This is a genomic window from Arsukibacterium sp. UBA3155, from assembly GCA_002364615.1.
GTDB lineage: Bacteria > Pseudomonadota > Gammaproteobacteria > Enterobacterales > Alteromonadaceae > Alishewanella.
Window position 1 is genome coordinate 20,719 of sequence record DEYP01000003.1, and the last position, 24,775, is coordinate 45,493.

Consider the following 24,775-nt stretch of genomic DNA (forward strand, 5'->3'; position numbering starts at 1 on the left):
CGCTAGCAAAGTTTAAAAGGGACCGCTATATTTGCATACATGTGTAGCTTTAATTGGAGCCGGGATATTTGTTGCGATATTTTTATATTTTAATTCTGCTAGTTGCGTTTAATACGCATGCAACTTCATGGAAAGAGCATAAAGTTGATGACCCCATAAAGTCAGGTTCAGAGTGTTTAGTCAATAATGTGCGCAGCTTTGGTGGCTACGTGTATGACTGGCCATCAAAATATGATCAGATTTTCTTTCCATACACGTCTTCTTTAGCGATTTGGTTCTGTAACGATTCGGGTTTTATTGCATTTATAGGCGACTTCGACAATATCACAGCTGCAGAAAAGACAAAGATATCTGAATATCTGCAGGAAAACCCTCCACTGAATATAAAAAGCCTTTTTTCAAAGTTGAAATTACTGGAGAAGATTTACTCTTTTAGAACGCTCTCTGCTGAATCCAGCAATACTCAAAAGAGAGTATTCGCCTACCTGTATGAACAAATTAATGAATTTGAGACCGCTAACAAATTTCGCAGCGCTGCCTTGCGTGACATTTACCAGCTGTTGAATACAGATCTGGCAACACATAAGAGACTTGAGTATTTTTATATAGCAGCTAATTACGAACGCCAACTCGGCAATATTGTTAACAGTAAATTGGCATTGAGCCGCTTGCTAAAAGAGATAGAAAGTATAAAAGATGATGAGCTAAAGAGTTTTGGTAATTACTTATTAAACTTATCCAAAGAAACGCCATTTATCGAACCGGGCGGTAAATTGGCACCGTTATTAGAAAAAGATACAACACCAAAACCTGAAGACGAAATTTATTATCTGGTAAAGAAATTCCCCGAAGCGTGCCACGAAGAATTACAAAAATTTTTTAATAATATAAAACCGATGTTCACATCTCACTTTAATCACACTTTAATCGAAAAGAACATCGTTGAGCTATTAAATATCAGAAGAGTGTTAATTGATACTGGATCTATACCTCACAGCACTCTCGCTGACTATCACAGATACGAAGGAATTGAGCCTGACTTAAATGAAAAGGGAGAAAGTTGGAAAAGTAAATCATCTTCAATGTGCCGGAGTGAGGTTAATGAATTCTATGATATTTTTTTGCTAGAAAGCTCCCGACATATAGCAAATGTTGTCTCAATGATAGCTACGGAACTTACTGGCGTTAAAAGCAATTCTGATTACAAAGATACAGAGATAACCTTAGAGGACATTGACCAGCTTTTAGTCAAAAAGAGCATGTTTTATTTATACTGTCCGGCTCAAGATTATGACGTAACTGAATATGAAGTTTGCCCCGAAAGATCAATGCCTTACAAAAATATATTTATAAAACTGAAAGCTGATATTTTAAAATCGCCATTGAAGGTTAATGATCGAGATGGAATACAGAGATTATTTGCAGGTTTTTCATCGTTGGATATTTAAGCGAAGTCATCAACAGGGCCAGCCCCTGCTTTTTGCCACCTGTCTCTAAAATCCATTACACTTCGTCTATTGATCTCTTTTGATACTTCAGGAGACAACGAATGAAACAATCAGAGCCACCACTGCCTGCGCCACCAACCCATGGCCTGAATATTGTGCCGTTCGCTATTATGGCAGGCGGGTGGCTTGGTCCGCTGCTGATGTTCTGGTTGTATGCCTGGGGGCCGCTCAGGCCTTTTAAGTATGCTGCCGGTAACCTGTTGCCGGAGGCATGGTTTCTTGTTCCTGTCGTTGCCTGCTTCGCCCTCTGGTGGGTATTGCCGGATAGCTACTTTAACATCTATCGCTTCGAACGCTCTGGCAACATTTATGAGAAGTTGGGCGTACTTACTTTTCGAAAGTTTGTTCCTAATGGCGACTTTGCAAATAGGTGGGACCGGCGCACAGATCCTCGCTTCAGAATGATCAGATGCAAAAACTCAGCAGCTGACTTCATCGGTCGTACCAGACAAAGCGAGCGTGGTCACATCGTTCTATTAGCGTTTGGTGCCGTTACATCGGCGTATGCATGGCGCCTGGGCTGGCATGGTTGGGCTATTTATCTCAGTGCAGGCAATATAGTCGTGAATTTCTTTCCCATTATGCTGCAACGCTATACCCGCAACCGCATTAAAAGGGTTTTAGCAAAAGATTACGGGAGATCGGCAAAAAAGTAACCTTTGAGGGCAGATATCGCTTTTGTTACCTGCAGTTACAATCAATGCCTCTGACCCTTTTGCACTCTTTTGATCTTAATTGTCGCCGACAAAACTGGACTATGTCGTGATTTTGTCGTGTTATAACAGGACTAAAACTGCCATAAAGAGTTGTACAGTTGCAAAGGGAAAATACATGGATATTCAACAACGACGTCAAGCAAAAGGATGGACTCAAGAAGATCTGGCTCGCCATTCAGGACTCAGTACTCGTACTATTCAGAGAATAGAGAGCGGCCAGAGTGCTGGATTGGAGTCCCTAAAATGTATTGCTGCTGTATTTGAAGTTTCTACTCACACTCTTATGCAGGATAAAATTATGAATGAACAACATACTGAAGAACAATCTAAGCTAACAAAAAAAGAGCAAGACGCAGTTGAATTGGCTCGATTAATCGTTAAAGGTCCACAAAAAGGTTTGCAAGATCCACTTTTGCCCGTCGAGAGAAAGGCAATTGATAAAGTGAAGCGCTTATATAAAGCGTTTATCAGATGACAGTGCGGATACGAGGATCACGGACACGAGGGTCAGGCTTTGCGTCTTGCAACTGCTTTCCAGAATCAACGCAACTAACCCTTTTGATCTAATCAAAGACCAATGAAATGATCGGACCGATACTCATCATAATTTCGTGGATTCTTCTTCGGGTACAACGTCGTCCTTTGTCCGTTTTGGGCTTTAACAAGCCGTCACAACGAACAGCAGAGTTTGTATGCGGACTAATGGTTGCCGGAATTTTTGCTTCAATTCAGTTTCTTCTTATCTCGTATTTTTCTGAGTTCAAATGGGTAAGAAGCCCTGATTTCAACGGTACTATTTTGCTCGAAAGCCTGCGCTGGAACATCAACTCTGTGCTCTATGAAGAGTTAGTTTTTCGTGGCTATTTGCTCTACAAGGCCATTGAGTTTTTTGGTGTCAGAAAAGCCTGCTTTTTATCGGCCTCGGTCTTCGGTGTCTACCATTGGTTTTCTTACGGTGTATTTGGGTCTGTTGTCCCAATGGCTTATGTTCTCTTACTTACAGGCTCTTTTGGTCTGATGCTGGCGTACTCGTTCGCCCTGACTAAGTCAGTGGTGCTACCGATTGCATTGCACCTTGGTTGGAACATCGTCTCAATAACAATTTTCTCAAATGGCCCTGTCGGGGCGCAGTTACTTCTTCCACATCCGGAAGAGCCAGCAGCAATGAGTATGCACGAACAGCTAATTACCAGTCTGCTGGTGCCAGCAACTCTGGTTCTCCTGGTGTTTTGGGTTCTAACGAAAAAAGTCCGTGAAGAGGGTGTCAGCTCAGGGCCTTAAAGCTAGGGAACTTTAGGGGTCAGATCAAATTGTTACTCAGTTGTGTTTGTCTTTGATCTGCTGCCCGGCTATTACGCCGGACAGGAGGCGGGCACTAAATTCTCAGACCAAAAAGCTGAATAACACCTACGGCGATAAGATAGATAGCCACAACATAGTTCAAAATTTTCGGCTTAATCAATATCAAAATACCGGCAATGATCGAGAGTATTGGAATAAGTTCAATATGCAGCGTCATAATCCTTTCCTTTTATGATGAATGTTAGTCTCGCTTAACAAAATCATTGTGCGACCAAGCATCGATTATAGCAATCCATTTCACTGCAACACGCCACTGAGCGTGCAACTGCAAAGCAGGTCGCGATAGCTTTGCTATACTGACTGCTGACTTATTAATTACAGGCAGGAGCTATTTTATGCGCCGACAGCTAGTTGCGCTTCTTATCGGTATATTTATCACATGCTTTGCATCGGCACAGGATAACCTGCCGTTCAAGGTTGAGGAAATCAGTCAATTTGATGAGCCATGGTCGATGGCCTTTTTGCCGGATGGCCGCATGCTGGTCACGGAAAAGAAAGGGCGACTGCTCATTGTCAGCCAGCAAGGAGAGAAATCGCTGGTCGGCGGTATGCCGGATGTGGATTACGGCGGCCAGGGTGGCCTGGGCGATGTCGCATTGCATCCGGACTTTGCCAGCAATAAGCTGGTTTATCTCAGCTATGCCGAAGCCGGTATTGGCGGGGTGCGCGGAGCAGCCGTGGCGCGCGGTACTTTAGTTGAAGAAGGGCGCAGAAGCTCGCTGCAAAACCTGCAGGTAATCTGGCGCCAGTACCCCAAAGTACTGGGCTATGGCCACTATGGTCATCGCCTGCTGTTTGATAATGACAAGTATTTGTGGATTTCCTCAGGTGACCGCCAGAAATTCACTCCTGCCCAGGATATGCAATCATCTATGGGTAAAATTTTGCGTTTACATGACGATGGTTCGGTGCCTAAAGACAACCCCTTTGTTCATTACCGGCAGGACAATGCGTTTGTCGACGACGAAGCTATTTATCCGCAGATTTGGTCACTGGGCCATCGCAACCCACTGGGTATGGCGTTCGATTTGAATGGCAAATTGTGGGTAATTGAGATGGGCCCCGCTGGCGGCGATGAGCTTAATTTAATTAAACGGGCCGCTAATTATGGCTACCCGGAAGTCTCGAATGGCAAACACTATGATGGCCGGGCTATCCCCGACCACAGCACCCGGCCCGAGTTTGCAGTACCAGCAATCAGCTGGACACCGGTGATTTCACCGGCCGATATGATAGTTTACCAAGGCAAGCTTTTTGCTAACTGGCGCGGTGATGCCTTAGCGGCAGGTCTGTCATCCCAGGCTATAGTACGCATTAAGTTCAATGGCGAAAAAGCAACCGAAGTAGAGCGTTATGAAATGGGTGCCCGTATCCGTGCCGTTAGCGAGGGCCCGGATGGTGCGCTTTGGGTATTGGAAGATGAGCGTGCACAAAGCAAAGGACGCCTGCTGAAGTTAACGCCGAAACCCCGGTAATGAAAAAATGGGGCGCATGACATTGGGAGTTGAAGCCCATTCAACTTAACTGTCACGCCCCTTTTTCACTTTAATTAACCACCAGCTTTTGTTGCTGGATAACCTGCCGGAACCGCTCTGACGTTGTGGCCCAATCGACTAAATCTACTTTCCAGGGTAAATCTGATTCACTAAAGGCTTCGGCTACTTCGGCCAGCAGTGACAGTGGTAAAGGTTGCTCGCTGATTATGGCGAGATCCAAATCTGAGTAAGGCTTGGGTTTGCCGTTAACCCGCGAGCCAAAGGCCCATACCGGGTATTCAGTCAGATAGTGCTGCAGAATCTCAGCTACCTGCTGCCATTGCTGCTCAGTAATTTTCAGGGTAGCAGGCTTAACCATTGGCAAGCCGTTGTTGTAACTGACTTACCAGAAACTCTGCCTCGTTGATAAAAGCCGGTATACCCGCGACGACCTGCAGGGCAATATCTTCATCATAGGTGTGGCTGGTTTTGCTGCGCATATCACGGTAGCCGCGCCAGGCGGGCCAGTCACCCTGCAGCAAACCTTGCTCATTAGCACTGCGTATCAGATCGGCAAACGGCATCACGTCGAATTGTTCAGGAGACGCGGAACTGTGCTCAAGATAACGTTTCAGCATCTTGTGACTGATTTCATAGGTAAACTCAAACCGCTGCACCAGACCGTCACGGATCTGAATATCGCTGATATCTAACTGATAGCGCTGCCAACCTTCCTGCAAACGGGTAATGGCGTTAAGTAACGGGCTAATATCCAATGGCATGGGCTAATCCAGTAAGTAACAAAGCGGTTTGTCGGTTAGCTTAACGTAGAGATGCTACGCTTGCCACTGTCACCAGTTAACAACATCACACCAAACCAAAAAAACCACAATAATTGCAGTAAACCAAAAGCATCTTTCAGATAAGGCACAGTATGCAGCACGGTCAGAATTCCCAAACTGCCAATCAGACGTTGCAACAATCGTTCTACGATTACATTAATGAAGCCAGAATAGCGGCGGCAAAACACTTATTGCTACAAACAAATGACAGCGTGCTGACCATTGCTATGGCCGTTGGTTTTAACGCCCGCTCATCTTTCTATAAAGCTTTTAAAATCTATACAGGCCTGACACCGGCCCAGTACCGGACAACTCACGCCCAGCGCTAATTAACATCAATACTGCCGTGTTTAGTCTGGGTATACAGGGTGTAAGGCAGTACAGCGGTATCGGCGACGAAGGAGAAGGTGCCATCGATAATAAAAAACGGCACATTGTTAAAGCTACTACCCAGGTTAACCTGCCGGCTTGGTTCACCATTAAACTTGCATAAGTTATAGGAAAAGCCGCTGTAAATCCGCGGTATGCTCTGACAGTAACTTTGCTTGCCTTCGTGCTCAATGCTGACATGCGTTGTGCTGGCAGGCAGTGTTTTTACCGTAGCACAGCCTGTCAGGCTAAGTATTATCAATGCTGATCCTAGTGTTTTCATTGCATCGTCCCTGTATTTAAGCAAGCGCCGAGTTTAGAGTTAAGTAAACTTAAAGTAAATAAAAATCAGGTACAAACTGGTGACCGGAGACTACCAATTATCTGCACCTTCAATGCAGCCGGGTAAAGTTGTACTACTATCTTGAGGTGGTGAATTTAATACTTCTCGTAAGGAGAATGAAATGGCTGATCTTTTATCAATTGCCAATATCGTTGCGGCTTTTGCGGCTATTGGCACAGCATGGCTGGGTATTGACACTTACCGCCGGCAAAAAGAGATTGATCTTGAATATCACAAGGAACAGCTGGAGCGCGAGGCTGTTACTGAATATTTGGCTTCACTGGATACATTAATTAATCATGCAGCTTACTGCGAGGGTCATGGCGCTCACGATCAAGCAGATAAGATACTATTATGCAAAAAGAATATTAATAAAATATACATATATGCACCGGCTGAAGTCGTTAAGGCTATGGATAACTTACTGACAGAAGCCACAGACCTGGCCAGTGTTATTTCCAAAATCCCAAATGCTGAGATGTTTGATAAAGATAAAGAGGCGCTGTACGACAACGAACGAACTAAAACCCAGAATGCTTACCTAGTGGCCGTTAACGTGGCAAGAAAACATGTCGGCTTACATAAGCAACCGGTTAGTGCAGTTCAATTGTTTTTGCTTGGTAAAAAGTAATTGTGGCTCGTGCAACTTGCCAACAGCTAAATATACCGTGTACCTTGGCGCTAACCTCTTAAAAGCAATGAAACAGGAAGCGTGATATGGCAACAGCATTTAAAGAGTACAAAATGATTTATATTGCCGAAGGCGGCTGCGGCACTATTTTTCTGGGTGCGTCGGGTTTACCGCTAAAAAAGGTAGAAGCCGAGCTGAACGCCCAGGCAGCACAGGGCTGGCAGGTGGTGTTTCAGCTGATTGAACAAAAGCGTTTCTGGCTGTTCTGGAGCCGTGAAGCCATGGTCGTTACCTTGGGACGCTAAAATGCAGCGGTTATTGTTATGGCTAATTCGTCGCTACCGTAAAACCGGTGGCGGCATGCGCTGGTTTGGCATTGACTGTAACTTTGAACCAAGTTGCTCCGCTTACACTTACACCGCTATTAAACGGTTTGGTTCGCGCAGAGGCATTGCCCTGGGCTGGCAGCGGATTAAACGTTGTAACCGCCATGACAGCTTTTGTAAATGTATAGAACCGGTGCCACTGGCTGGAGAAATTAGCAATGTTGAATCGGCAACAGGTTGATGCCGAAGAAGAACGGCTGCGCGAGCTGGTTGCCGCCCTGCCGGCTGAACAGCGCAAAATATTTTACCAGCAGTTAAAGCCTCTGCTGCGCGACCCTGATACTTACGCCACATTGAACTGGTGTTTTTTAGCCGGTCTGCACCATTTTTACCTCGGCCTGTGGGGCCGGGGACTGGTTAATTTACTGGTTTTTATTGCTGGGGCGGTCTTACTGTTTACCCCTCTTGTTTTAGTGGGTATTGTTTTGCTGCTACTGATTAGTGTAGTGGAACTGTGGGCGCTGTTTCGCGCCCAGATTATTATTCAGGACTGGAATAATAAGATTATGCGCCGCTTATTGCAGCGCTTAGCAGCGAAGGCTTAAAAGCGTTCAACCACTTTGGCCTGCATGGCCGGGTTGGCCAGTTTCAGCTCTACCGGTTGCTCCAGAATAATCTGGCCTTCTACCACAGCATCGGCGGCAATATGCAGGCTAGGTTTGTTATTATTGTTCCAGCCAAAAAATGATTTCTTTTTACCCGCTTTTTTAAATACCACATCGCCCTTTACCACGGTGTTGCCTGCCAGGGTGATATCACCATTTACCGTACTGATATTCTGCGCCAGCTGAGCACTTTGCAGCGTTATATCGCCATTTACTGTACTGACATCACCAGCAACAACCGCGTTATCGCCCAGCTTAATTGCACCATTTACTGTGCTAAGGCTTTGATTAACAGTAAAGTTACGGCCGGCTTCAATTGACCCATTGACTGTTTCAGCACTATCAACTAAGACATCGTCACGCATCTTAATGCCGCCATTTACCAGCGATACGGTTTTGGCGCTGCTATTGCTGGCCATTTTCACACTGCCATTTACCAGTGACACATTGCCATAGTGCTCACCGCTGCCGACCACAGCACTGCCCATCACTTTGTCGATATTGCCAAAAGCGCTATCAGCCGCCGCGCTGTTAAAGACGCCGCTATACATGACTGCAGCAGCAATGAAGGTGGTAATAGTGGCAAATTTCAAGAATTTCATGGTTATTTCCTTATTGGTTGTTTATTGCTGCTTGTACTGCAAAAGCGCTGCCACAAGTTAAACCATTAATAAATAACAGATAAAACCATCTCCCCGTCTGCACCATTCCAAGTTTTCGCCATTATTTGGTGAAAAACACCACTTAATAGAATAATAGCGCGATTCGACAGACCATCATGGCATTATTCTGGCCAGTACCGTTGCAGGGGTGGTAAGAGGTAACGCCAGAATGGCCGCCTCACCCGAAGCAGGAAAGTAGCCGGTCAGAGCGGTAAAGTTAACCTGATGGCTAACCAGTACGGTTGGTGCCGGCAGCTTAGACAGGGAAAACCGTTGTACTAAGGCTGTCGTCTGCTGCTGTCGATCGCCCTGGCCAGCAAAAAAAGAATTAAGCGCCGGCATAGCTTGTACCTTGGCGATGGCCATTAATTCAGCTGTTTCCAGGCAACGGCACCACTGGCTACTGTATACTGCAATATCTTCTGCAACCTGCTGGCGCAGTAGCTCCCCAAAGGCTTTTGCCTGTTGCCGGCCCTGGTTATTTAAATTGCGCTGCGTGCTGCAATCAGCCAGCTCAAAACCTGCCGGATCACCGGTGCCTGGCGCTAACGCATGGCGCATAATGAGCACAGCCTTACCCTCACGCCAGGCAGCCCAAGCCGCGCCATTAGCCGCATCATTGGCATATAGCACACCGCTAAATAAGGTGCATAGAAGTATTATTACGAGTTTCATTGGCATCCCTTGTTGCTTCAAAGTTACCTATGCTACGGCCGATAGCGGTGGCAGGTTTACCACAATGTCCATCACACTAGTGCACTACAGCTCTGTAAGACTTACCTGCTTATACTAAAAATATTACGTCCTTCGTCCGTCAGCGTAGCAGCTAATCGTTGCACTAGCGGTTTTTACTGGTCTGCGCCCTGTTTTGAATGTGGTATCGGTATTGCTTTACTCTTTGCAGTCTTATTTAAACATCCTGCATAATTTTAGCTTAATAGAGGACAACGACGATGAGTAACGACAAAAACGCAAAAGTAGTACTGATTACCGGCGCTTCCAGCGGCATTGGTGCAGCAACGGTGCAAAAAGTGGTCGCCGCGGGACACCAAGCGGTTATTACCGCCAGAAGCGCTGACAAGTTAAATGACCTTGCCGATCGTCTGGGTACCGATAAGGTATTAGCGGTCACTGCCGATGTGTCAAAACTGGCTGAAATTAGTCATGTGGTACAAAAAGCTATAGATAAGTTTGGCCGTCTGGACGTGGTGTTCGCCAATGCCGGCACGGGTGTCAATACCGCAGGCATTGCTGACGGAGACCCGAGTGAATGGCAAACCATGCTTGATGTCAATGTGAATGGCCTGTTGTTCACTGCTAAAGCCAGCCTGCCAGCGCTGAAGAAAACACAGGGCCACTTTATTGTGACCAGTTCAGTGGCAGGCAAAATAACTCTGCAAGGGTCTGTCTATGGCGCATCCAAGTGGTTTGCATATGGCTTTGGCCAGAATTTAGCCGCTGAAATGAAACAGTGGAACGGCCGCTGCACCACCATTTGCCCTGGCATGGTGAATACGCCGTTTTTTGACGAAGCTAAACCCGACAAGTTACAGCCGGAAGATATTGCTGATGCCGTCATGTTTGCTATTTCAGCTAATCCGCGGTGTGATGTGCGGGAAATAACTCTGATGCCCGCCAATTAACTAAGTCACAATGCGTTATTACTATCGAACTAAACTGGACAGCGCGACAGCAAATTCAGGCTTTATTGCGGCGTTTCTGCCTGGCTAAGCGATCATTTCTTGCCAATACAACCGCGCTACAGGTAAGTTAGGACTTTGCAATTACGCTACAACGTGCAATACGCACGGTCTGATACTAACCATGAGATATTTATGACTGACTCAAAATGGCTTGTGCTGTTAACAGCATTACTGATGACGGGTTGCGCCGGGATGGACAAATCGCAGTGCCTGACTGCTGACTGGCGTACTATTGGCTTTGAAGACGGCGCCAATGGTAAGCCTGAAACGGCCATCGCTACTTATCGGCAAGAGTGTGCCGATCACGGTGTCACCCCTGAGCTGAATGCATACCGGCTGGGCCACCGCGCAGGATCAGAGCGTTTTTGCACCCGGGTTAATGGCTTTAATGTGGGTAAACGGGGAACAAGTTATCAGAACAGTTGCATGCCAGATTTAGAAGCAGAATTTTTGCCGGGTTACCGTGATGGCAAAGCCTTATATGACTTGCAACGTGGTTTAAATTTCGCCCGCGCGGCTGTCGATAAGCAACATCGCCTGATTAGTGCGCTGGAGCAGGATATCGTGAGCAACACTGAGTTGCTGGTGGCAGACGGTTTAAGCCGTGAGGAAAGAGTGCAGCTATTATATGACATTGAAATGCTGAAAACCGAGCTAGGTAATGCGATAAACCTGCTGCCTGCATTGGAGCATGATGCCTATTTGGCTGAGCAGGCTTATATTAAGGCTGAGCAGCGTTTGCGGGATCACCTTTAAACCGCATTTATTATAAAAATATGTTTACCTTACAATAACACCAGAGTTATTATTTTAACTCGCGTTATTAGCAAGGAGCCTAAGGTGAAAAAAATAATAGTGTCATTGCTATTCAGTGGCAGTGTGTTGGCCAATTCTGCTCAGCAGGAACAGCAAATTAATATGATGCTGACCATGATGGAAAGCATGGGAGAAATGACCCGGATGGCAGAATGTATCGACCTGCCACAGGCCCGCCTGAAAAATGTCTACCAGCAAACCTTGATGGAATGCGGAGTGGGAGACATGGCAGCAGAAGAGCCTGACCCGCAACACACCGCCTGCCTGAAAAGCAGCCTGGTGAAGCGCAGCGGCGTGCCAGCGGACCGTTGGCTTGCATGTGAAAACAGTGATGAGGAACACGAAGACCCGTTAATGGCCGAACTGGATGCGCTAAATGAGCAGATAGGTGAACGGGAACCGACCGCCGCCGAGCAACGTCAGATGGACCAGATCATTGAGCGAATGCAACAACGTGGCGTTGCTGACATGCAGCAGATGGTAGATGCAATGATTGCAGGCAGCCAGGGCTCAGAAGCATCTGTTACCCTGCCGGTGTATCCAGAGGCGAAATTACTGATTAATATCCCCTCCCAGGGCGACATTGAAATTGCAGAACAACGTTACATCACCTTACCGGGGGCTTCATTTGTAACAACGGCAAGCCCAGCCCAGGTATTGGAATTTTATCGTCAGCAATTACCCGGCTACCGGATACACCGTTCAGCATTATCGGCGGCAACCGATGTCGCTTATATGCAAAATATACCGGTAGATTTTGATTACAGTCGAGATTTTGGCCGGGCTTTCAGTATTCCACACATTTATATTCAGCCTGCTAAAGCGGGTTCGCAACAGCAGTTACCTGGCGCACAAACGTTGTTTTTTGTGTACTACCAACCCGCTGAATAAGCACTAATCGTCCTGGTCCGCGGCAACGCGGGCCCGGCGTTCTTCCTCTTCGGCAAATGCGGCTTTAATTTGCTCCAGCACCGAATCCACATCAGCAGCGCTTTCGTCAGCAATAAATTCACCGGTCAATTCGGTATCCGGGGTAAGCTCGCCGGCTTCGTACAGCGCCCAGATCTCGCCGGCGTAGTTAGTACTCAGTAATTCAGGCGCATAGAGGCCGTAGTAGTCGCGCATATTGTTAATATCGCGCTCCAGCATCCATTTGGCATTGTTATTGGCGGCGGCGTCTACCGCTTGCGGCAAGTCAATAATCACCGGGCCGTAATCGTCGACCAGCACATTAAACTCAGACAAGTCGCCATGCACCAGGCCCTCGCACAACATCATTACCACGTATTGCATCATGGTCGCGTGATCGGCCAGCGCAATCTCTTCCGCCATAGCAACATCGCCTAAGCGCGGCGCGACCATACCTTCATCATCGCATACCAGTTCCATCAGCAGCACACCGTCATAACAGCCATAAGGTTGCGGCACCCTTACCCCGGCTTTGGCCAACTTAAACAAAGCGTCTACTTCGGCGTTCTGCCAGCTTTGCTCTTGCTGGGCCCTGCCGAATTTTGAGCCTTTTTCAATAGCACGGGCCCGGCGGCTATTGCGCCCTTTTCGGCCTTCCTGATAGAGAACTGCCTGTTTAAAGCTACGTTTGTCCGCTTCTTTATAAACTTTGGCGCAGCGAATATCCTCGCCACAGCGGACGATATATACGGAGGCTTCTTTGCCACTCATCAGTGGCCGGATAACTTCATCCACCAGACCTTCGTCGACCAGCGGCTGAATACGTTTCGGTATTTTCATAGCGCCCTTATACCCTAGTTAACAACGCCAGGGAATATGCCAGCGGGGTCCAGACGTGAAAAAAGTTAGTTAATAAGTTGGTCAAGAAGCCAACGTAGCGTAGCTAAGGCCTGCAATATTTACTGCCTCCAGTAACTTTTTACGGGTCTGTGAAAGGTCGCCATAACAAAAAGCCAACAGCTGCAAGCAGTTGGCGCATTGGCATGAAGTTCGCTTCTGTTGCTTATGCAAGAGTTCAGAAACTTTTACTATCTGGAGGTTTTATGTCACATGAAAAATATGATACCTGCATTGATGCCTGTAATACCTGCGCCAATGCCTGCGACCATTGCTCTACTGCTTGTCTGCAAGAAGACAGTGTCGCAGATATGGAACGTTGTATCCGGCTCGATATAGATTGCGCTGCGCTATGTCGTTTAGCTGCAGCAGCGATGTCCCGCAGCAGCGAGCATGTTGCTGATATCTGTCGCCTGTGCGCGACACTTTGTGAAGCGTGCGCTACAGAGTGCGGTAAGCATCAACACAGCCATTGTCTGGAATGTGCCGACGCCTGTCGTACCTGTGCGCAAACGTGTCAGGCAATGGCGGCCTGAGTAGCGCCTCGCCAGTTAGCTTAGTAGTTAACTTAGCAGGGCTCTGCTGCCATACAGCATAAAAATGGCCAGCGCTGCCAGCAACAGTACTGCGAAGGTCAGGATCATACCAAAGACCCTGTATTTTAATGGTTCCTGTTGCTGGCTTACGCCGTAAGCGTGCGACAAGCGCCCCACAAGCAAAGCAACGCCCAGAATATGCAGATATACCGCGGCCAGGCCACTGTATTCAGCCAGAAACATCAGCAACAGGGCAAAAGGTACGTATTCGGCAAAGTTAGCCTGCACTCGTATTGCCCGCTCAAGTAATATCTGGCCATCACTGCCTATCGCTACCTGATACTGATTTCGTCTGTTAATAACCCTGATACTTAATACAATAAACAAGATTGCCAGTATGCCGGCGTATAAAGCGGTTGTCATGATGCCATACCCTATTATTACAGCAGGCCCGGTGCCGTGCTGGTCGCTAGCAGTATAAGCACAATTATATGAAATTGTGTGATACCGGATGTTTAAAATCACCTGGCCAAAGCTAGCGTAAATTTACTTCCCCGCTTGGTTGGGATAATCTCTTTGCAACAATTACTTAATTCTAATATCTAAATCAGGGAATAAATGCATGGCTGTACTGAAGACTGTGGCCCGACGCACCGTTAAACTCTTGCTCGGGTTGTTTTTGCTGGTTACCGCTTTGTATTTAATTCTGCTGGTTATTAACTGGCAGGACGCTAAACCCAATGCCGACAGTTTGCATATGCAAAGCCTGTTGCAGCAGGATGCGATACCAGCAGAGCAAAATGGCTACCACTATTACCTTGCCCACAATGCCAAAAACGAGCTTTTATTAAGCGGACCACTAGAAGAGCTTTATCGCCAGTGCAACGAAGCAGAGGCTTGCAAAGCATCGCTAAATGCCGAAACTGACTTAGCGGCGCAGGTAGCTGAGCAACATCAGTTAATGGCGTTTTATCGGCAGTTATTGCAATACCCACAATGGCAGGAACCGCCACCGACAATACAGAGCATACCTGCCTATCAGGGACTATTGCATGGCCAGCGTTTATTTCTATGGCAAACCTGGCTGGAAGCTCAGAACGGCAACATTGAACAGGTTAACGCTGCCCTGCAAGCAGATTACCAGTTCTGGCATACCGTGTTGACTAACAGCAATAGTCTGATCACCAAGATGGTCAGTAGCGGCGCACTCAAGCACCATTTTCAGTTTGCTCCCGATATAATCAAGCAACTGCCCAAAGAGCAACGCCCGGCAGCGGTGCCGGCAGCCTGGGCGAGCGCCTTAAGTGATAAAGCCTTGAGCCTTGAACTGGTGATGGCGGGTGAATGGCATTACGGATCTGATATTATATACAGCGCTTGGAAAGACATTCCCCCGTCAGAGGCTGGTGATAGCAGTGTTTCGGAAATGCTGTTGGTCTGGCTATCCCGGCCACTGTGGCTACCAGAAGACACTAAAAACATTCGCGCCACACAACTGCTGCAACTACAACAGGATGAGGCTCATCAACCTGCTTCCGCCACCTGGTATAGCTGGCTGCGCAATCCGGTGGGTAAGTTGTTTATGGCAACCGGCACTGTGACCTATACAGACTATCAGCAACGACTGTTAAAACTCGAGCAGCAGCGCCAGGATGTCTTGCAGAACCTGAGTTAGCAGGTTAAAGCTTATCAGCCGTGGCCGGGCTGCAACTGGCCGCTGCGCTAACCTGTTGCTGTAATTGCTGCGCCAGTTGCCGTAACTGCACCAGCTGATTATCTTCCATTGCTACCTGGCAGCGCAGTGCCTGCATTACCCCACTAATTTCTTGCTGCAAGGCTTTACCAGCAGGGGTTAGCACCACCTGCTTTACCCGTTCGTCATGCGCGCTTGGCAGGCGCTGCAATAATTGCTTTTGCTCCAGCTTTTTGACTAATGGCGTTAAGGTGCCAGAATCAAATAAGGTGGCCTGCCCGAGCTTACCCAAACTGATATTGTCCTGCTGCCATAAAGCCAGCAATACCACGTACTGCGGGTAGGTCAAATCGAACGGCTGCAACAGTGGCCGGTAAAGTCGCACCATCGCATTCGACACACTGTATAGCGCAAAACATAATTGTTGATCAAGCGGTAAAGTCAGGCTCATATCAGGGTCCGGGTTAGCAAAGCACTGCCGCGTAGTATAGCGACTTGCAATTAAGCAGTACACAACAAACTTGCACACAAGATTATTGCATGCTAACGTGTTGTCACTTACCGAAGCATTTATCATTAACTTAGGAGTTACCATGGATATTCTTTATAAAGCAGTTGTTACCTCTACCGGCGGCCGTAACGGCGAAGCAAAATCAGATGATGGTTTATTGAATGTAAAATTATCTGCCCCGAAAGAGCTTGGTGGTGATGGCGGTGCCACTAATCCGGAACAACTTTTTGCCGCTGGCTATTCTGCCTGCTTTATTGGTGCATTAAAGGCCGTTTCGGCAAAAACCAAAACCAGCCTGCCAGATAACTTAAGCCTGACCGCCGAAGTGGGCATTGGCAAAATTGAAGGCGGCTTTGGGTTAGATGTAGATTTATATATAAAACTGCCGGGTATGGACCAGGCTGCCGCCGATAAGCTGGTTGAGCAGGCGCATCAGGTGTGCCCGTATTCAAATGCGACCCGTGGCAATATTGAAGTGCGGTTGCACGTTTCAGTATAAGCACTGACTGAACCAAAAGCGCAGGCTATGGCCTGCGCTTTTTTTCTTTATAGTAGTGCTCTTTACTACGGTTCTTTAATGCGGATCTTTACTGCGGACAGGCTCCTGTTTGCCAGAAAGTGCCGTCATCCGATGACAACGTAGTCACCCCCCAGGTAGAGCCCGCCATTGCCGCATTACTGCCGTTAGCAAAATAGTTTGGCGTGTAAAAGTTGCCGGTACTGTAGGCCCGACCCGCCACTTTATGGCTGTAATTATTGGTAGTAAAAACAACACAATCGGTTGCAGGTGGCGGGTTGTCATTATCACCACCATCATCACCATCGCCCGGATTAGCGCTGCTACAGGTCTGAGCCGGGCCAAAACAACTGGCATCTTCATCCTGCCAGCGACACTGGTTGCCGGTGATCACGTTTTCACGTAATACAAAGCTGGCCGTGCTGTATTCCAGATAGCAATTAGCATAATTGGTATAATCCAGCCGGCCGGCACTAATATGTTGCGCCAGGGTGGCATTCTGACCGGCATCAATAGTAAAGCTTAGCGGCTCAGCACTGAATAAGCCGCCAACATCGGTCGCGGTGATTAAGGCTGTTTGCTCGCCCCCCGCCAGCTGGCATTGCTGTGCACTAAACCTATCACCGCTGATGTCGGCGGTAACAGTGGTGCTGTTAAATTCCACCGCTACCGTATCGAGGTTACGATTTAAGTCAAACACCCGACCGCTTATTACAGCGCACTGGCCATCTACTGCCACAGCCAGTTCTGACAATTCCGGTGGCGCAGCCGCCGGCGGCGGACCAATTAACAGCTGCTCGGTATAAGCGGTACTGACCAAACCGCCGCTGTCGGCTGCTGTGACAGTAAGTTGATACCAGTCATCTGCCAATACCGGGCTGTTAAGGCTGAAATCACCAGACGAGCCGGGCACAGTGCTTACCAGCTGTTGCTGACCAACACTATCGGTAAAGCTGGCCGTTACGGTGATAGCATCACCATCAACATCGTTTGCATTGCCGGTTATTGTGACGATGCTGGCTTGCTGGTTTACACTAACGCCGCTAAGTTCAGGTGCACTGTTACGATTAACCCGCTGGTTATTATCCTGAAAATACTGGCCCAGATAGCTAGCGTAATTAATGCTGTTGCCATTAATGTAAGAGCCGCTGGCACCCTGGCCACCCGACCAGGCATGATCAACATTATTAAACCACAACATGGAGACACGACCATCCTGCCACAATGATTCGTCAGCGGTGCGGCCAGCGCCACTACTGATCAGATTTTCACCACTAAGACGCGATACATTGTATAAATCGGCCAAGCCATTAGCGTTTTGCTCGTTGTAGCACAAATTAACGGTGGTATCGTTGCGCCCTTGAGCAATCGAGGCAATCTGGCTGTCAAAATGACCAGAAAAACTGCCGGCATACTGAGCACAGCGGCTAGCGACATTGGCGGTTTCACAAGGCCCGATAGCACCGCTTGAACTGGTGCCGATGCTGGGGCCGGCGCTAATACCCATGCCAGCAAACACATCGGGTGCCAGGCAAGCGGTAGTATTGGCAAAAGCAGCACCGGAGGATAGCCCCGCGATATACACCTGATTGGGGTCAATCTGGTAGTTAACATCAGCAACCAGATTATTGGCCAGGGTAATTAAATTTTTGTAGTCACCAGCACTGCGGGCTTTGGTGCCCTGCCAGTAAGACCAGCAACCAAAACCGGCTTTGTTCATGGCATCAGGTACCGCAATCACCAGGCCATATTGCTCTGCAGCCTGGGTTAAATTGGCAGTTAAATAAGCATCAATAGACTGAGTACAGCCATGCAGCACCAGCAGTAAACCGCGGCCCTGGCCAATGGCGGATACGCTGTCTGGCGAATACAAATGCACTTTATTAAAACCGCCTACCCTGACATTCTGTTGCCAGCTGCCTGCTATTGCCGGGCTGGCAAGTAAGCCAGTGGCGAGCAATAAACCGGCTAGCATGCGCCTGGCCCGGCTAAGATTCTGAATTTTCACGTCTGTAGTTCCTTATTTTTTTAGGTTAAGTGAACACCGCAGCGACGCTACTTTTCCTTGTTTCGACCTCTGACTCCCCGTAGCAAGCTGGGGTGCCCAACAACTATAGAAGCCGATCAGCAATAACGGTTTAGTACTTTAGTGCTGCCCCCGGTTTTGCATCTGCTCGCCAGCAAACCCGGAATAACGTAAACTGCCTGCAACATAGCAAACAGCAGCTTTTATGAATAAACCCGCCAAACTTCACCCGCGTAACCTGCATCACGGCCGCTATAATTTAGCGGAGCTTTGCCGCAGTTATCCGGCGTTACAAGCCTATCTGGTGTTAAATCCTGCCGGCGAGCAAACCATTAACTTTAGTGAGCCGGCGGCAGTACAAGCTTTAAATGCGGCCTTGCTTAAGCACTACTATCATGTTGACTACTGGCAGTTACCGCCGGGGTATTTGTGTCCGCCTATTCCGGGCCGGGCCGATTATATTCACACTGCCGCCGATTTGCTGGCCGGGCCGGATGGCGTACCAACGGGCAAACAAATTACCCTGCTGGATATAGGCTGTGGTGCCAACCTTATTTACCCGATAATTGCCAGTCGCAGTTATGGCTGGCGCTGTATTGGCAGCGACATTGACACGGTGGCACTCAAAGCAGCGCAGCTAATTATCGACAGTAACCCGCCATTAAAAGGCCAGATCAGCCTGCGCCGGCAGCCAGACAATAATGCTATTTTGCGCGGTATCATCAAACCGGATGACCAATTTGCTTTAACGGTGTGCAACCCGCCATTTTATGCTTCAGCGGTAGAAGCAGCGGCGGCTAATCAGCGCAAACGATTCAACCTGAAGCTGGCTGACAGCCCACAACAACGTAATTTTGGCGGCCAGCAACACGAGCTATGGTGCCCGGGTGGTGAGTTAGCCTTTATTGGCCAGATGATCAGCGAAAGCGTGGCCTTTGCCAGCCAGGTTGGCTGGTTCAGCAGTCTGGTGTCGCAGCAAAGCCATCTGAAAACATTGTTGGCAAAGGCGCGCCAGGCCGGTGCAGCGGAGGTAAAACAAATAAACATGCAGCAGGGACAGAAAAGCAGTCACTTACTGGCGTGGCGTTTTTAAGCGACCCATAAAACGTGCTTACCAGCGCGCAAAATGATCCTCCGCCAGCCCCTGCTGACCGCTGCAACTGATTTTCTGACCATCACAGAGGGTGATGGTGCCATGCCAGCTGCCACAATACTGCCGAAAATTACTGGCCAGCAGCCCCAGGTTAAGCCGCTCTTGGCGTTTTACCGCCGGAATAAACTGTAATTGCACCGTGCCACACTGACTGAACACTTGCCAAGATGCATCGGGTTGCTGGCGGTTAAACACAAATTGCAGCGGTGGTAATAGATAGCGCTTACCGTTTAACCAGCAACAGTTCTCAGTACCGCCGGTTTCATTAACCCCGGCTGCCAGGTTGAAACCGATCCGGTGCTGGCCGTCATAGCCACTTAAACTGCCCCAACGCCAACTGGTTTCCCGGCGCATATAACCTGCTGAAAAATCATAGCCGCCGAGCGCACTGTCTAGCGCTATCGGCTGTTGCTTTAGTTGTATCTCGCCGCTTACCTGCAAGGCATTGTGTTTTTGGGTGTAGGTCCAGCCGCTATAACCGGTAGGCAAACACAGCGCCAGTGGCTCTGCGGCTTCGCCCGGCGTTAAGTGTAAATTAGCACTGAGCTCAGCGCTTTGTAGCGTCAGCTGCCAGCTAAAGCCCTGCGGCTGAATACTGATACGATTCGCGCCCCCGGTAATCCGCGCCAGCCCGGCAGTGGGAGAATCACTCATCCGGCTATTGCGGGACAACGGTTGCAGCAATTTGAATTCAGTTAGGCTGGCATCTTCGCGCTGATACAAATAGGCAAAACCAGAACACAAGTAGCGAATATCGGCAATGGCTGCCGCCAGGATCCAGTCGGGGTGGCAGATACTGACAAACTGAAATTGCTTATAATGCGCCCAACGTGCCAGCCGGCTGGCGAGCTTGTCCATCGGCGTACGGTAGATAAAATCTGCCTGGTTCAGCTCGGTAACCGGCTGCTTAAAGATACCAAATTGTGGCTGCCCATCAGGTTGGATCAGCTTAAAAGGGCGGGGTTGTGCGCTGGGATCTGAAGGAACCGTGATTGCCATAATGCTTCCGAGAGTAACAATTCGCCGATTAATCTAAACGTTACGCCGTTACTCCGCACCCCTTTTTTAACAAAAATACCGTTTAACAAGCGTATGTTTAGATTAGATTATGAAACGGTCGATGTCGCACACAATTATCGATTGCCGATTTGCCGCAACTTTGCTAACTTTCCGATGTCAATTACTTACATTTGCCCAACTGATTTGTTAACAACTTAACAAGCAACGTGGGCCTTCATTTTAAGCAATGGTGGTAGGGTTACCCATGTTAAAACGCAGCTTGTTAATCTCTTCTGTTTTTTTACTCACTGCCTGTGGTGGTGGTGGTTCTGGCAACATCGGTAGCGGTGGTGGCACAGGCGGTGGCTCAGGTGTGACGCCGCCTACCTGGACCGCTGGCGTATTCCCGGCAGAAAGTAATTTTAAAAATTACTGTGCCACACCGCGCACCGGCACCGATCCTTTTAATAATAATCAGCCTTTCCCGGACAGGGCTGGCACCAGCATGCATGAAAAAATGTGGCTGCGATCCTGGAGCAACAACACCTACTTATGGTACCGAGAGCTGCCTGATAATAATCCGGCAAATTTTAATACGGTAAAAGCCTTTTTTGACCAACTGAAAACCGACGAGCTGACCGATTCCGGCGCCGAAAAAGACAATTTTCACTTTTCTGAAAACACAGCCAGTTATAAACAACGCACCCAGTCGGGTGTCAGCTCAGGTTATGGCATTAGCTGGTCGTTTGGCAGCACCACGCCACCGCGCTCATTACTGGTCGCTTATACCGAGCCAGATTCACCGGCAGCCAATGCCAATATATTACGTGGCGCTGATTTAGTTGAAGTAAATGGTGTGGATTTTGTTAATGACAATACCAATGCTGGCGTTAATGCAATAAATGCCGCGCTGTTTCCTGAGAGCGCCGGCGAGCAGCATGAATTTGTGTTTTTAGTAAACGGCGGTGAAACCCTTACCGTGACCCTGACCTCAGCTGATGTTGCCAGTAGCCCGGTGCAAAATGTCCAGATACTGGATACCGATGCCGGCAAAATCGGCTATTTACAATTTAACAGCCATATCTCGCTGGCACAGGGCCAACTAATTAATGCGGTAGACAGCTTTGCTGATGCCAATGTCAGTGAGGTGGTGCTTGACTTACGTTATAACGGTGGCGGTCTGCTGGCGCTGGCCTCGCAATTTGCCTATATGGTCACCGGCGATGCCATTATTCAGGACCGGATTTTCGAAAGAACCATTTTTAATGATAAATACCCCAACCGTGATCCGGTAACCGGCCAGACCTTAAGCCCGATGCCGTTTTACGGCTTTGAAATTGACTATGAAGCAGGTCGTTTAACTAATACCCCTTTGCCGGCACTTAACCTGAACCGGATTTTTGTGTTGTCGACCGGCGATACCTGCTCGGCCAGCGAAGCCTTTATCAACGGCCTGCGCGGTATTGATGTCGAAGTTATTCTGATTGGTGACCAAACCTGCGGTAAGCCTTACGGGTTTTACCCAACCGATAACTGCGGCACCACCTACTTTACCATTCAGTTTAGCGGCGCCAATGCTAAGGGGTTTGGTGAATATGCCGACGGTTTTTATCCGACCCCGGTACCCACTTTTGCCGCAGACGTAAAGGGCTGCCAGGTAGCGGACGATTTCTCGGCCCAGCTTGGCGATCCGAACGAGAATATGCTGGCCAGCGCGTTGCACTACGCCACCTTTGATAGCTGTCCGGTAGGCGTTGCAAGCCAGAGCCTGAACAGCCAGCAACAGCGGCAAAATGACGACAGCGGTCTGAGCATTCGCCGCCATGATCCGCGGATGGAAGCCTTTTTACTGGAAGATAAAATTAATCAGCCAATTAAACCGGCCCGGGATACCCAACAATAAAGCGTGGGTTATTATTGAGCTGATTGGTGGCGAGCCGGTAAAGCTGGCAAATAGCTATTGCCAGCCGGCTGCTATATCCGGGCAGTCATTAACGTCTGACTGCTCCGGCTGAAGCAAAAAACATCAGATAGACTAGCCGGGAATCTTCAGGGGTTGAACCAAACGACTCGCCGGCAGAGTGCCATAACCAGGGCCGCAGCAAAATCAGTCGGTTAAAGCGCATCGGGATCCGGTGCGTCATCTCCCACTTGGAATCATCGTTCGAATCGGTTGCCAGCAGGTCAGAAATCCACTTTTTCGCAGAAGGCGCGCCAAATCGTTGCATGGCTTCCTGATCGTTATATGGCACCCGCTCGGTATTGGTGGCTTTATGGCGAAAAAACTCAGTACCACCTTTGCAATCTTCCGGCCGCGACATATACAAAATACCTGACCAGTGCGAGCTATCAACGTGTACTTTAGCCGTCCCAACATCATTTGCAGAAGCAAGCCGAAACTTACCATGCGCCTGATTATGCGCCATGGCCATTAACGGCTCGCCTACCAGACGGGAAACCTGCTCGTTCAACCCTTCAAGATTTAAACGCTGCGCAGAGTTCCTGCCCGGATACGGTCCTTGCGCATCAGGATAGTTTAAGCTAAGCCCTGCATCCCGTAACTGATGCGGGTTATCCAGAAAGTCGTCTACTACAATAAATGAGGTGGGCACTATAAAATCCTTTGTTATTTTTTTTGTAGTGCCAGTCTAGGCCGTTCATCCTTAGTAGATCAACCCATTTAATTTGTCTTAATGCACCTTGCCGGCAACTTGCTCAATATCATGCTGTAGCTTTTTACGAAAGCCAAGGCTAAAACCAATTTCCGCCACCACAAACAACGGCCCGACAAACAGCCCGACGATATCGTCGACAAAAGCTGGTTTTTTACCTTCGTAATAGTGGCCGATAAACTGTAACACCCAGCCAGCCATAAAAATAAGCAGTGAGCTGCTAAGCCAGATAGCAAAAGGTTGGGCGGCGAGCAAAGTGGCCAAAGCGAAGCAGCTGCCGCTAAATACCAGCATCACCAGGCCGAATCGCAGGTCGAGTCGGAAATAAAAAATGGCCGTAGCCACAAACAATAATAACGCTGGGGTAAGCATCACACCCGCCAGGCTAAACATCGGCAATGATAACAGGCTGAAAATAGCCACGATAATAAGCGGGATGCCAACATAATGAGTTGTAACATTGCGATGGTCGCGATGGTACAACGCATACTGGCTTAAATGCTCCGTCAGGTTTTTCATCGTTAGTGGCTCCGATTAACAAAGGGTTGGGCAAGAATAGTTTTTGCTAACAACTGATGCTGCCGTTTTTAATAAATCACTCTGACCCATTTTTTTTATTTTAGTGTAATTGAGGGTACTAATGCCAGTTTACTGGCTCACTACCAAACCATAGCCAGTGGGGCGGTAGCCAAGGTGCCATTCGCGGTTGCCGCTGATAAAGGGGTTGTCGTGGCCCATATGTTGGCGGGTACGCTGGTTAAGCTGCAACTCTGCCGGGCTTACCGGGTCGAGTTTATGCCAGGCCATAAATAATTGCTGTTGGGCGCGGGACAGGCTCAGGTTGTATTTGTCGGCCATATAAAAGTAGGTGCGGGCGATATCACCACGTACGGTTTGCGGCGGCTCGAATACCCTTTGTTTAAAGTCGACTTTTACCGGGCAGGCGCCATGCTGCGCCGGTGCAGCGGGTAGCATACCAAAACGGTAATTGCTGCGATCGCCGTTTACTTCGCCAATCGCCGGCACCAGGTTATATAAATCTGCCTCCATTGCCTTAAACGCACTGTCGGTTTTAACACAGTTTTTGCGTCCGCCGTTTTGCCAGCACTGGCGCTGATGGCCAAAATGATGGGCCGGTACCACATGCTCCCACTCAATACGGCTCGCGCGCGGGCCATTTTTACGAACCTGATAACCGCAACCCGTAAGGTCGGGAATACCTTTACTACCCTGCCAGCGAATGGCGCAGTCGCAATAAAAGCTTGTCGCTTCTGGCGCATGAATACGCTGTGCCAGTTTTTTCGCCTGATCAAAATTAGCCGGCGCCGCCTGGGCAACAGCTGATAACAACAGCAGTACGCTGCTGCCAACAAACATAAGAAACCGCATTCACTACCACTTACTTCAGTGAAACTAACCGCCGCCAGTGTAACGCTAAACACTG

The 24,775-nt window shown here is 48.5% G+C and carries 32 protein-coding genes; 18 read left to right on the top strand and 14 right to left on the bottom strand.

Translation table 11 applies throughout. From position 1 onward, the window contains the following. Positions 1 to 71 precede the first annotated feature (71 nt). The 4 genes from B2X65_RS01205 to B2X65_RS01220 all read left to right on the top strand — a co-directional run bounded on the left by B2X65_RS01205 (position 72) and on the right by B2X65_RS01220 (position 3,505). Complete coding sequence (locus B2X65_RS01205) at positions 72 to 1,448, top strand: hypothetical protein (RefSeq protein WP_290610021.1); 1,377 nt, start codon at positions 72 to 74, stop codon at positions 1,446 to 1,448. 101 nt (positions 1,449 to 1,549) lie between these two features. Continuing rightward, positions 1,550 to 2,164, top strand: a complete 615-nt coding sequence (locus B2X65_RS01210) for a hypothetical protein (protein ID WP_290610023.1) — start codon at positions 1,550 to 1,552, stop codon at positions 2,162 to 2,164. Between the two features lie 175 nt (positions 2,165 to 2,339). Continuing rightward, a complete protein-coding gene (locus B2X65_RS01215) occupies positions 2,340 to 2,699 on the top strand; it encodes a helix-turn-helix domain-containing protein (protein ID WP_290610024.1) in 360 nt (119 codons plus the stop codon). A gap of 107 nt (positions 2,700 to 2,806) precedes the next feature. Then, entirely contained in the window at positions 2,807 to 3,505 is a 699-nt protein-coding gene (locus B2X65_RS01220) for a CPBP family intramembrane glutamic endopeptidase (RefSeq protein WP_290610026.1), read from the top strand. Between the two features lie 94 nt (positions 3,506 to 3,599). Here the strand turns inward: B2X65_RS01220 and B2X65_RS01225 are convergent, their stop codons facing one another. Further along, positions 3,600 to 3,743, bottom strand: a complete 144-nt coding sequence (locus tag B2X65_RS01225) for a DUF3096 domain-containing protein (RefSeq protein WP_290610027.1) — start codon at positions 3,741 to 3,743, stop codon at positions 3,600 to 3,602. 178 nt (positions 3,744 to 3,921) lie between these two features. Here B2X65_RS01225 and B2X65_RS01230 point away from each other — a divergent pair, with 178 nt between their 5' ends. Then, complete coding sequence (locus tag B2X65_RS01230) at positions 3,922 to 5,061, top strand: PQQ-dependent sugar dehydrogenase (RefSeq protein ID WP_290610028.1); 1,140 nt, start codon at positions 3,922 to 3,924, stop codon at positions 5,059 to 5,061. Between the two features lie 70 nt (positions 5,062 to 5,131). Here the strand turns inward: B2X65_RS01230 and B2X65_RS01235 are convergent, their stop codons facing one another. Continuing rightward, a complete protein-coding gene (locus B2X65_RS01235; RefSeq protein ID WP_290610029.1) occupies positions 5,132 to 5,440 on the bottom strand; it encodes a nucleotidyltransferase family protein in 309 nt (102 codons plus the stop codon). Next, positions 5,433 to 5,843: a nucleotidyltransferase substrate binding protein gene (locus B2X65_RS01240; RefSeq protein WP_290610030.1), complete on the bottom strand. Its 411-nt coding sequence runs from the start codon at positions 5,841 to 5,843 to the stop codon at positions 5,433 to 5,435. Before B2X65_RS01240 ends, B2X65_RS01235 begins: the two co-directional genes overlap by 8 nt. Positions 5,844 to 5,995: 152 nt before the next feature. Here B2X65_RS01240 and B2X65_RS01245 point away from each other — a divergent pair, with 152 nt between their 5' ends. Further along, positions 5,996 to 6,232: a helix-turn-helix domain-containing protein gene (locus tag B2X65_RS01245; RefSeq protein ID WP_290610032.1), complete on the top strand. Its 237-nt coding sequence runs from the start codon at positions 5,996 to 5,998 to the stop codon at positions 6,230 to 6,232. On the opposite strand, the gene B2X65_RS01250 is transcribed toward B2X65_RS01245, so the two are convergent. Further along, positions 6,229 to 6,555, bottom strand: a complete 327-nt coding sequence (locus tag B2X65_RS01250; RefSeq protein ID WP_290610033.1) for a YceK/YidQ family lipoprotein — start codon at positions 6,553 to 6,555, stop codon at positions 6,229 to 6,231. The genes B2X65_RS01245 and B2X65_RS01250 overlap by 4 nt on opposite strands. 181 nt (positions 6,556 to 6,736) lie before the next feature. On the opposite strand from B2X65_RS01250, the gene B2X65_RS01255 reads away from it, so the two are divergent. The 4 genes from B2X65_RS01255 (at position 6,737) to B2X65_RS01270 (ending at position 8,177) form a co-directional block, all read left to right on the top strand. After that, positions 6,737 to 7,246: a hypothetical protein gene (locus B2X65_RS01255; RefSeq protein ID WP_290610034.1), complete on the top strand. Its 510-nt coding sequence runs from the start codon at positions 6,737 to 6,739 to the stop codon at positions 7,244 to 7,246. Positions 7,247 to 7,332: 86 nt separating this feature from the next. Continuing rightward, positions 7,333 to 7,551 carry a DUF4177 domain-containing protein gene (locus tag B2X65_RS01260; protein WP_290610035.1) on the top strand — a complete coding sequence of 73 codons (219 nt, stop codon included), beginning with the start codon at positions 7,333 to 7,335 and terminating at the stop codon, positions 7,549 to 7,551. 1 nt (position 7,552) lies between these two features. Continuing rightward, positions 7,553 to 7,813: a membrane protein insertion efficiency factor YidD gene (gene yidD, locus B2X65_RS01265; RefSeq protein ID WP_290610036.1), complete on the top strand. Its 261-nt coding sequence runs from the start codon at positions 7,553 to 7,555 to the stop codon at positions 7,811 to 7,813. Further along, complete coding sequence (locus B2X65_RS01270) at positions 7,791 to 8,177, top strand: TM2 domain-containing protein (protein WP_290610037.1); 387 nt, start codon at positions 7,791 to 7,793, stop codon at positions 8,175 to 8,177. Before yidD ends, B2X65_RS01270 begins: the two co-directional genes overlap by 23 nt. Here B2X65_RS01270 and B2X65_RS01275 read toward each other — a convergent pair. Beyond that, positions 8,174 to 8,839 carry a hypothetical protein gene (locus B2X65_RS01275; protein WP_290610038.1) on the bottom strand — a complete coding sequence of 222 codons (666 nt, stop codon included), beginning with the start codon at positions 8,837 to 8,839 and terminating at the stop codon, positions 8,174 to 8,176. The genes B2X65_RS01270 and B2X65_RS01275 overlap by 4 nt on opposite strands. A gap of 174 nt (positions 8,840 to 9,013) precedes the next feature. Beyond that, positions 9,014 to 9,574: a histidine phosphatase family protein gene (locus B2X65_RS01280; protein WP_290610039.1), complete on the bottom strand. Its 561-nt coding sequence runs from the start codon at positions 9,572 to 9,574 to the stop codon at positions 9,014 to 9,016. Between the two features lie 278 nt (positions 9,575 to 9,852). Here B2X65_RS01280 and B2X65_RS01285 point away from each other — a divergent pair, with 278 nt between their 5' ends. The 3 genes from B2X65_RS01285 to B2X65_RS01295 all read left to right on the top strand — a co-directional run bounded on the left by B2X65_RS01285 (position 9,853) and on the right by B2X65_RS01295 (position 12,309). Further along, a complete protein-coding gene (locus tag B2X65_RS01285; RefSeq protein ID WP_290610040.1) occupies positions 9,853 to 10,542 on the top strand; it encodes an SDR family oxidoreductase in 690 nt (229 codons plus the stop codon). A 192-nt stretch (positions 10,543 to 10,734) separates the two neighbouring features. Further along, complete coding sequence (locus B2X65_RS01290; protein WP_290610041.1) at positions 10,735 to 11,358, top strand: DUF2799 domain-containing protein; 624 nt, start codon at positions 10,735 to 10,737, stop codon at positions 11,356 to 11,358. Positions 11,359 to 11,442: 84 nt separating this feature from the next. Then, positions 11,443 to 12,309, top strand: coding sequence for a hypothetical protein (locus tag B2X65_RS01295; protein ID WP_290610042.1), 867 nt, complete (start codon positions 11,443 to 11,445; stop codon positions 12,307 to 12,309). Between the two features lie 3 nt (positions 12,310 to 12,312). On the opposite strand, the gene B2X65_RS01300 is transcribed toward B2X65_RS01295, so the two are convergent. Next, complete coding sequence (locus B2X65_RS01300; protein WP_290610044.1) at positions 12,313 to 13,167, bottom strand: PA4780 family RIO1-like protein kinase; 855 nt, start codon at positions 13,165 to 13,167, stop codon at positions 12,313 to 12,315. A 263-nt stretch (positions 13,168 to 13,430) separates the two neighbouring features. On the opposite strand from B2X65_RS01300, the gene B2X65_RS01305 reads away from it, so the two are divergent. Beyond that, complete coding sequence (locus tag B2X65_RS01305) at positions 13,431 to 13,760, top strand: four-helix bundle copper-binding protein (protein WP_290610045.1); 330 nt, start codon at positions 13,431 to 13,433, stop codon at positions 13,758 to 13,760. Between the two features lie 27 nt (positions 13,761 to 13,787). Here B2X65_RS01305 and B2X65_RS01310 read toward each other — a convergent pair whose 3' ends face one another. Continuing rightward, positions 13,788 to 14,183 (bottom strand): MAPEG family protein, encoded by a 396-nt coding sequence (locus B2X65_RS01310; RefSeq protein WP_290610046.1) that lies wholly within the window; start codon positions 14,181 to 14,183, stop codon positions 13,788 to 13,790. Between the two features lie 199 nt (positions 14,184 to 14,382). Here B2X65_RS01310 and B2X65_RS01315 point away from each other — a divergent pair, with 199 nt between their 5' ends. After that, a complete protein-coding gene (locus B2X65_RS01315) occupies positions 14,383 to 15,435 on the top strand; it encodes a hypothetical protein (protein WP_290610047.1) in 1,053 nt (350 codons plus the stop codon). 4 nt (positions 15,436 to 15,439) lie between these two features. On the opposite strand, the gene B2X65_RS01320 is transcribed toward B2X65_RS01315, so the two are convergent. Next, positions 15,440 to 15,904 (bottom strand): MarR family winged helix-turn-helix transcriptional regulator, encoded by a 465-nt coding sequence (locus B2X65_RS01320; RefSeq protein WP_290610049.1) that lies wholly within the window; start codon positions 15,902 to 15,904, stop codon positions 15,440 to 15,442. 142 nt (positions 15,905 to 16,046) lie between these two features. Between B2X65_RS01320 and B2X65_RS01325 the strand changes: the two genes are divergently transcribed. Beyond that, positions 16,047 to 16,463, top strand: coding sequence for an organic hydroperoxide resistance protein (locus B2X65_RS01325; RefSeq protein WP_290610050.1), 417 nt, complete (start codon positions 16,047 to 16,049; stop codon positions 16,461 to 16,463). A gap of 88 nt (positions 16,464 to 16,551) precedes the next feature. Here B2X65_RS01325 and B2X65_RS01330 read toward each other — a convergent pair whose 3' ends face one another. Then, positions 16,552 to 18,489: an alpha/beta hydrolase family esterase gene (locus B2X65_RS01330; RefSeq protein ID WP_290610051.1), complete on the bottom strand. Its 1,938-nt coding sequence runs from the start codon at positions 18,487 to 18,489 to the stop codon at positions 16,552 to 16,554. Between the two features lie 223 nt (positions 18,490 to 18,712). Here B2X65_RS01330 and rlmF point away from each other — a divergent pair, with 223 nt between their 5' ends. Further along, on the top strand, positions 18,713 to 19,600 hold the full coding sequence (rlmF, locus tag B2X65_RS01335) for a 23S rRNA (adenine(1618)-N(6))-methyltransferase RlmF (RefSeq protein ID WP_290610052.1): 888 nt from the start codon (positions 18,713 to 18,715) through the stop codon (positions 19,598 to 19,600). Positions 19,601 to 19,618: 18 nt separating this feature from the next. Here the strand turns inward: rlmF and B2X65_RS01340 are convergent, their stop codons facing one another. Next, the gene (locus tag B2X65_RS01340; RefSeq protein ID WP_290610053.1) at positions 19,619 to 20,659 is read right to left on the bottom strand and encodes a DUF2804 domain-containing protein; all 1,041 of its coding nucleotides are present in this window, start codon (positions 20,657 to 20,659) and stop codon (positions 19,619 to 19,621) included. 265 nt (positions 20,660 to 20,924) lie between these two features. Between B2X65_RS01340 and B2X65_RS01345 the strand changes: the two genes are divergently transcribed. Beyond that, on the top strand, positions 20,925 to 22,562 hold the full coding sequence (locus B2X65_RS01345; protein ID WP_290610054.1) for a S41 family peptidase: 1,638 nt from the start codon (positions 20,925 to 20,927) through the stop codon (positions 22,560 to 22,562). A gap of 88 nt (positions 22,563 to 22,650) precedes the next feature. Here B2X65_RS01345 and B2X65_RS01350 read toward each other — a convergent pair whose 3' ends face one another. The 3 genes from B2X65_RS01350 to B2X65_RS01360 form a co-directional block, all read right to left on the bottom strand. Further along, entirely contained in the window at positions 22,651 to 23,271 is a 621-nt protein-coding gene (locus B2X65_RS01350; RefSeq protein WP_290610055.1) for a DUF6445 family protein, read from the bottom strand. 78 nt (positions 23,272 to 23,349) lie between these two features. Then, positions 23,350 to 23,850, bottom strand: coding sequence for a DUF962 domain-containing protein (locus B2X65_RS01355; RefSeq protein WP_290610056.1), 501 nt, complete (start codon positions 23,848 to 23,850; stop codon positions 23,350 to 23,352). A 129-nt stretch (positions 23,851 to 23,979) separates the two neighbouring features. Further along, a complete protein-coding gene (locus B2X65_RS01360) occupies positions 23,980 to 24,720 on the bottom strand; it encodes an endonuclease (RefSeq protein WP_290610057.1) in 741 nt (246 codons plus the stop codon). Positions 24,721 to 24,775 lie beyond the last annotated feature (55 nt).

What these genes read in the sequence shown, in the direction of transcription:
- B2X65_RS01210 (WP_290610023.1), top strand. Translation starts at nt 1,550, where the DNA reads ATGAAACAATCAGAGCCACCACTGCCTGCGCCACCAACCCATGGCCTG.
- B2X65_RS01215 (WP_290610024.1), top strand. Translation starts at nt 2,340, where the DNA reads ATGGATATTCAACAACGACGTCAAGCAAAAGGATGGACTCAAGAAGAT.
- B2X65_RS01220 (WP_290610026.1), top strand. Translation starts at nt 2,807, where the DNA reads ATGATCGGACCGATACTCATCATAATTTCGTGGATTCTTCTTCGGGTA.
- B2X65_RS01225 (WP_290610027.1), bottom strand. Translation starts at nt 3,743, where the DNA reads ATGACGCTGCATATTGAACTTATTCCAATACTCTCGATCATTGCCGGT.
- B2X65_RS01230 (WP_290610028.1), top strand. Translation starts at nt 3,922, where the DNA reads ATGCGCCGACAGCTAGTTGCGCTTCTTATCGGTATATTTATCACATGC.
- B2X65_RS01235 (WP_290610029.1), bottom strand. Translation starts at nt 5,440, where the DNA reads ATGGTTAAGCCTGCTACCCTGAAAATTACTGAGCAGCAATGGCAGCAG.
- B2X65_RS01240 (WP_290610030.1), bottom strand. Translation starts at nt 5,843, where the DNA reads ATGCCATTGGATATTAGCCCGTTACTTAACGCCATTACCCGTTTGCAG.
- B2X65_RS01245 (WP_290610032.1), top strand. Translation starts at nt 5,996, where the DNA reads ATGCAGCACGGTCAGAATTCCCAAACTGCCAATCAGACGTTGCAACAA.
- B2X65_RS01250 (WP_290610033.1), bottom strand. Translation starts at nt 6,555, where the DNA reads ATGAAAACACTAGGATCAGCATTGATAATACTTAGCCTGACAGGCTGT.
- B2X65_RS01255 (WP_290610034.1), top strand. Translation starts at nt 6,737, where the DNA reads ATGGCTGATCTTTTATCAATTGCCAATATCGTTGCGGCTTTTGCGGCT.
- B2X65_RS01260 (WP_290610035.1), top strand. Translation starts at nt 7,333, where the DNA reads ATGGCAACAGCATTTAAAGAGTACAAAATGATTTATATTGCCGAAGGC.
- yidD (WP_290610036.1), top strand. Translation starts at nt 7,553, where the DNA reads ATGCAGCGGTTATTGTTATGGCTAATTCGTCGCTACCGTAAAACCGGT.
- B2X65_RS01270 (WP_290610037.1), top strand. Translation starts at nt 7,791, where the DNA reads ATGTTGAATCGGCAACAGGTTGATGCCGAAGAAGAACGGCTGCGCGAG.
- B2X65_RS01275 (WP_290610038.1), bottom strand. Translation starts at nt 8,839, where the DNA reads ATGAAATTCTTGAAATTTGCCACTATTACCACCTTCATTGCTGCTGCA.
- B2X65_RS01280 (WP_290610039.1), bottom strand. Translation starts at nt 9,574, where the DNA reads ATGAAACTCGTAATAATACTTCTATGCACCTTATTTAGCGGTGTGCTA.
- B2X65_RS01285 (WP_290610040.1), top strand. Translation starts at nt 9,853, where the DNA reads ATGAGTAACGACAAAAACGCAAAAGTAGTACTGATTACCGGCGCTTCC.
- B2X65_RS01290 (WP_290610041.1), top strand. Translation starts at nt 10,735, where the DNA reads ATGACTGACTCAAAATGGCTTGTGCTGTTAACAGCATTACTGATGACG.
- B2X65_RS01300 (WP_290610044.1), bottom strand. Translation starts at nt 13,167, where the DNA reads ATGAAAATACCGAAACGTATTCAGCCGCTGGTCGACGAAGGTCTGGTG.
- B2X65_RS01305 (WP_290610045.1), top strand. Translation starts at nt 13,431, where the DNA reads ATGTCACATGAAAAATATGATACCTGCATTGATGCCTGTAATACCTGC.
- B2X65_RS01310 (WP_290610046.1), bottom strand. Translation starts at nt 14,183, where the DNA reads ATGACAACCGCTTTATACGCCGGCATACTGGCAATCTTGTTTATTGTA.
- B2X65_RS01315 (WP_290610047.1), top strand. Translation starts at nt 14,383, where the DNA reads ATGGCTGTACTGAAGACTGTGGCCCGACGCACCGTTAAACTCTTGCTC.
- B2X65_RS01320 (WP_290610049.1), bottom strand. Translation starts at nt 15,904, where the DNA reads ATGAGCCTGACTTTACCGCTTGATCAACAATTATGTTTTGCGCTATAC.
- B2X65_RS01325 (WP_290610050.1), top strand. Translation starts at nt 16,047, where the DNA reads ATGGATATTCTTTATAAAGCAGTTGTTACCTCTACCGGCGGCCGTAAC.
- rlmF (WP_290610052.1), top strand. Translation starts at nt 18,713, where the DNA reads ATGAATAAACCCGCCAAACTTCACCCGCGTAACCTGCATCACGGCCGC.
- B2X65_RS01340 (WP_290610053.1), bottom strand. Translation starts at nt 20,659, where the DNA reads ATGGCAATCACGGTTCCTTCAGATCCCAGCGCACAACCCCGCCCTTTT.
- B2X65_RS01345 (WP_290610054.1), top strand. Translation starts at nt 20,925, where the DNA reads ATGTTAAAACGCAGCTTGTTAATCTCTTCTGTTTTTTTACTCACTGCC.
- B2X65_RS01355 (WP_290610056.1), bottom strand. Translation starts at nt 23,850, where the DNA reads ATGAAAAACCTGACGGAGCATTTAAGCCAGTATGCGTTGTACCATCGC.
- B2X65_RS01360 (WP_290610057.1), bottom strand. Translation starts at nt 24,720, where the DNA reads ATGCGGTTTCTTATGTTTGTTGGCAGCAGCGTACTGCTGTTGTTATCA.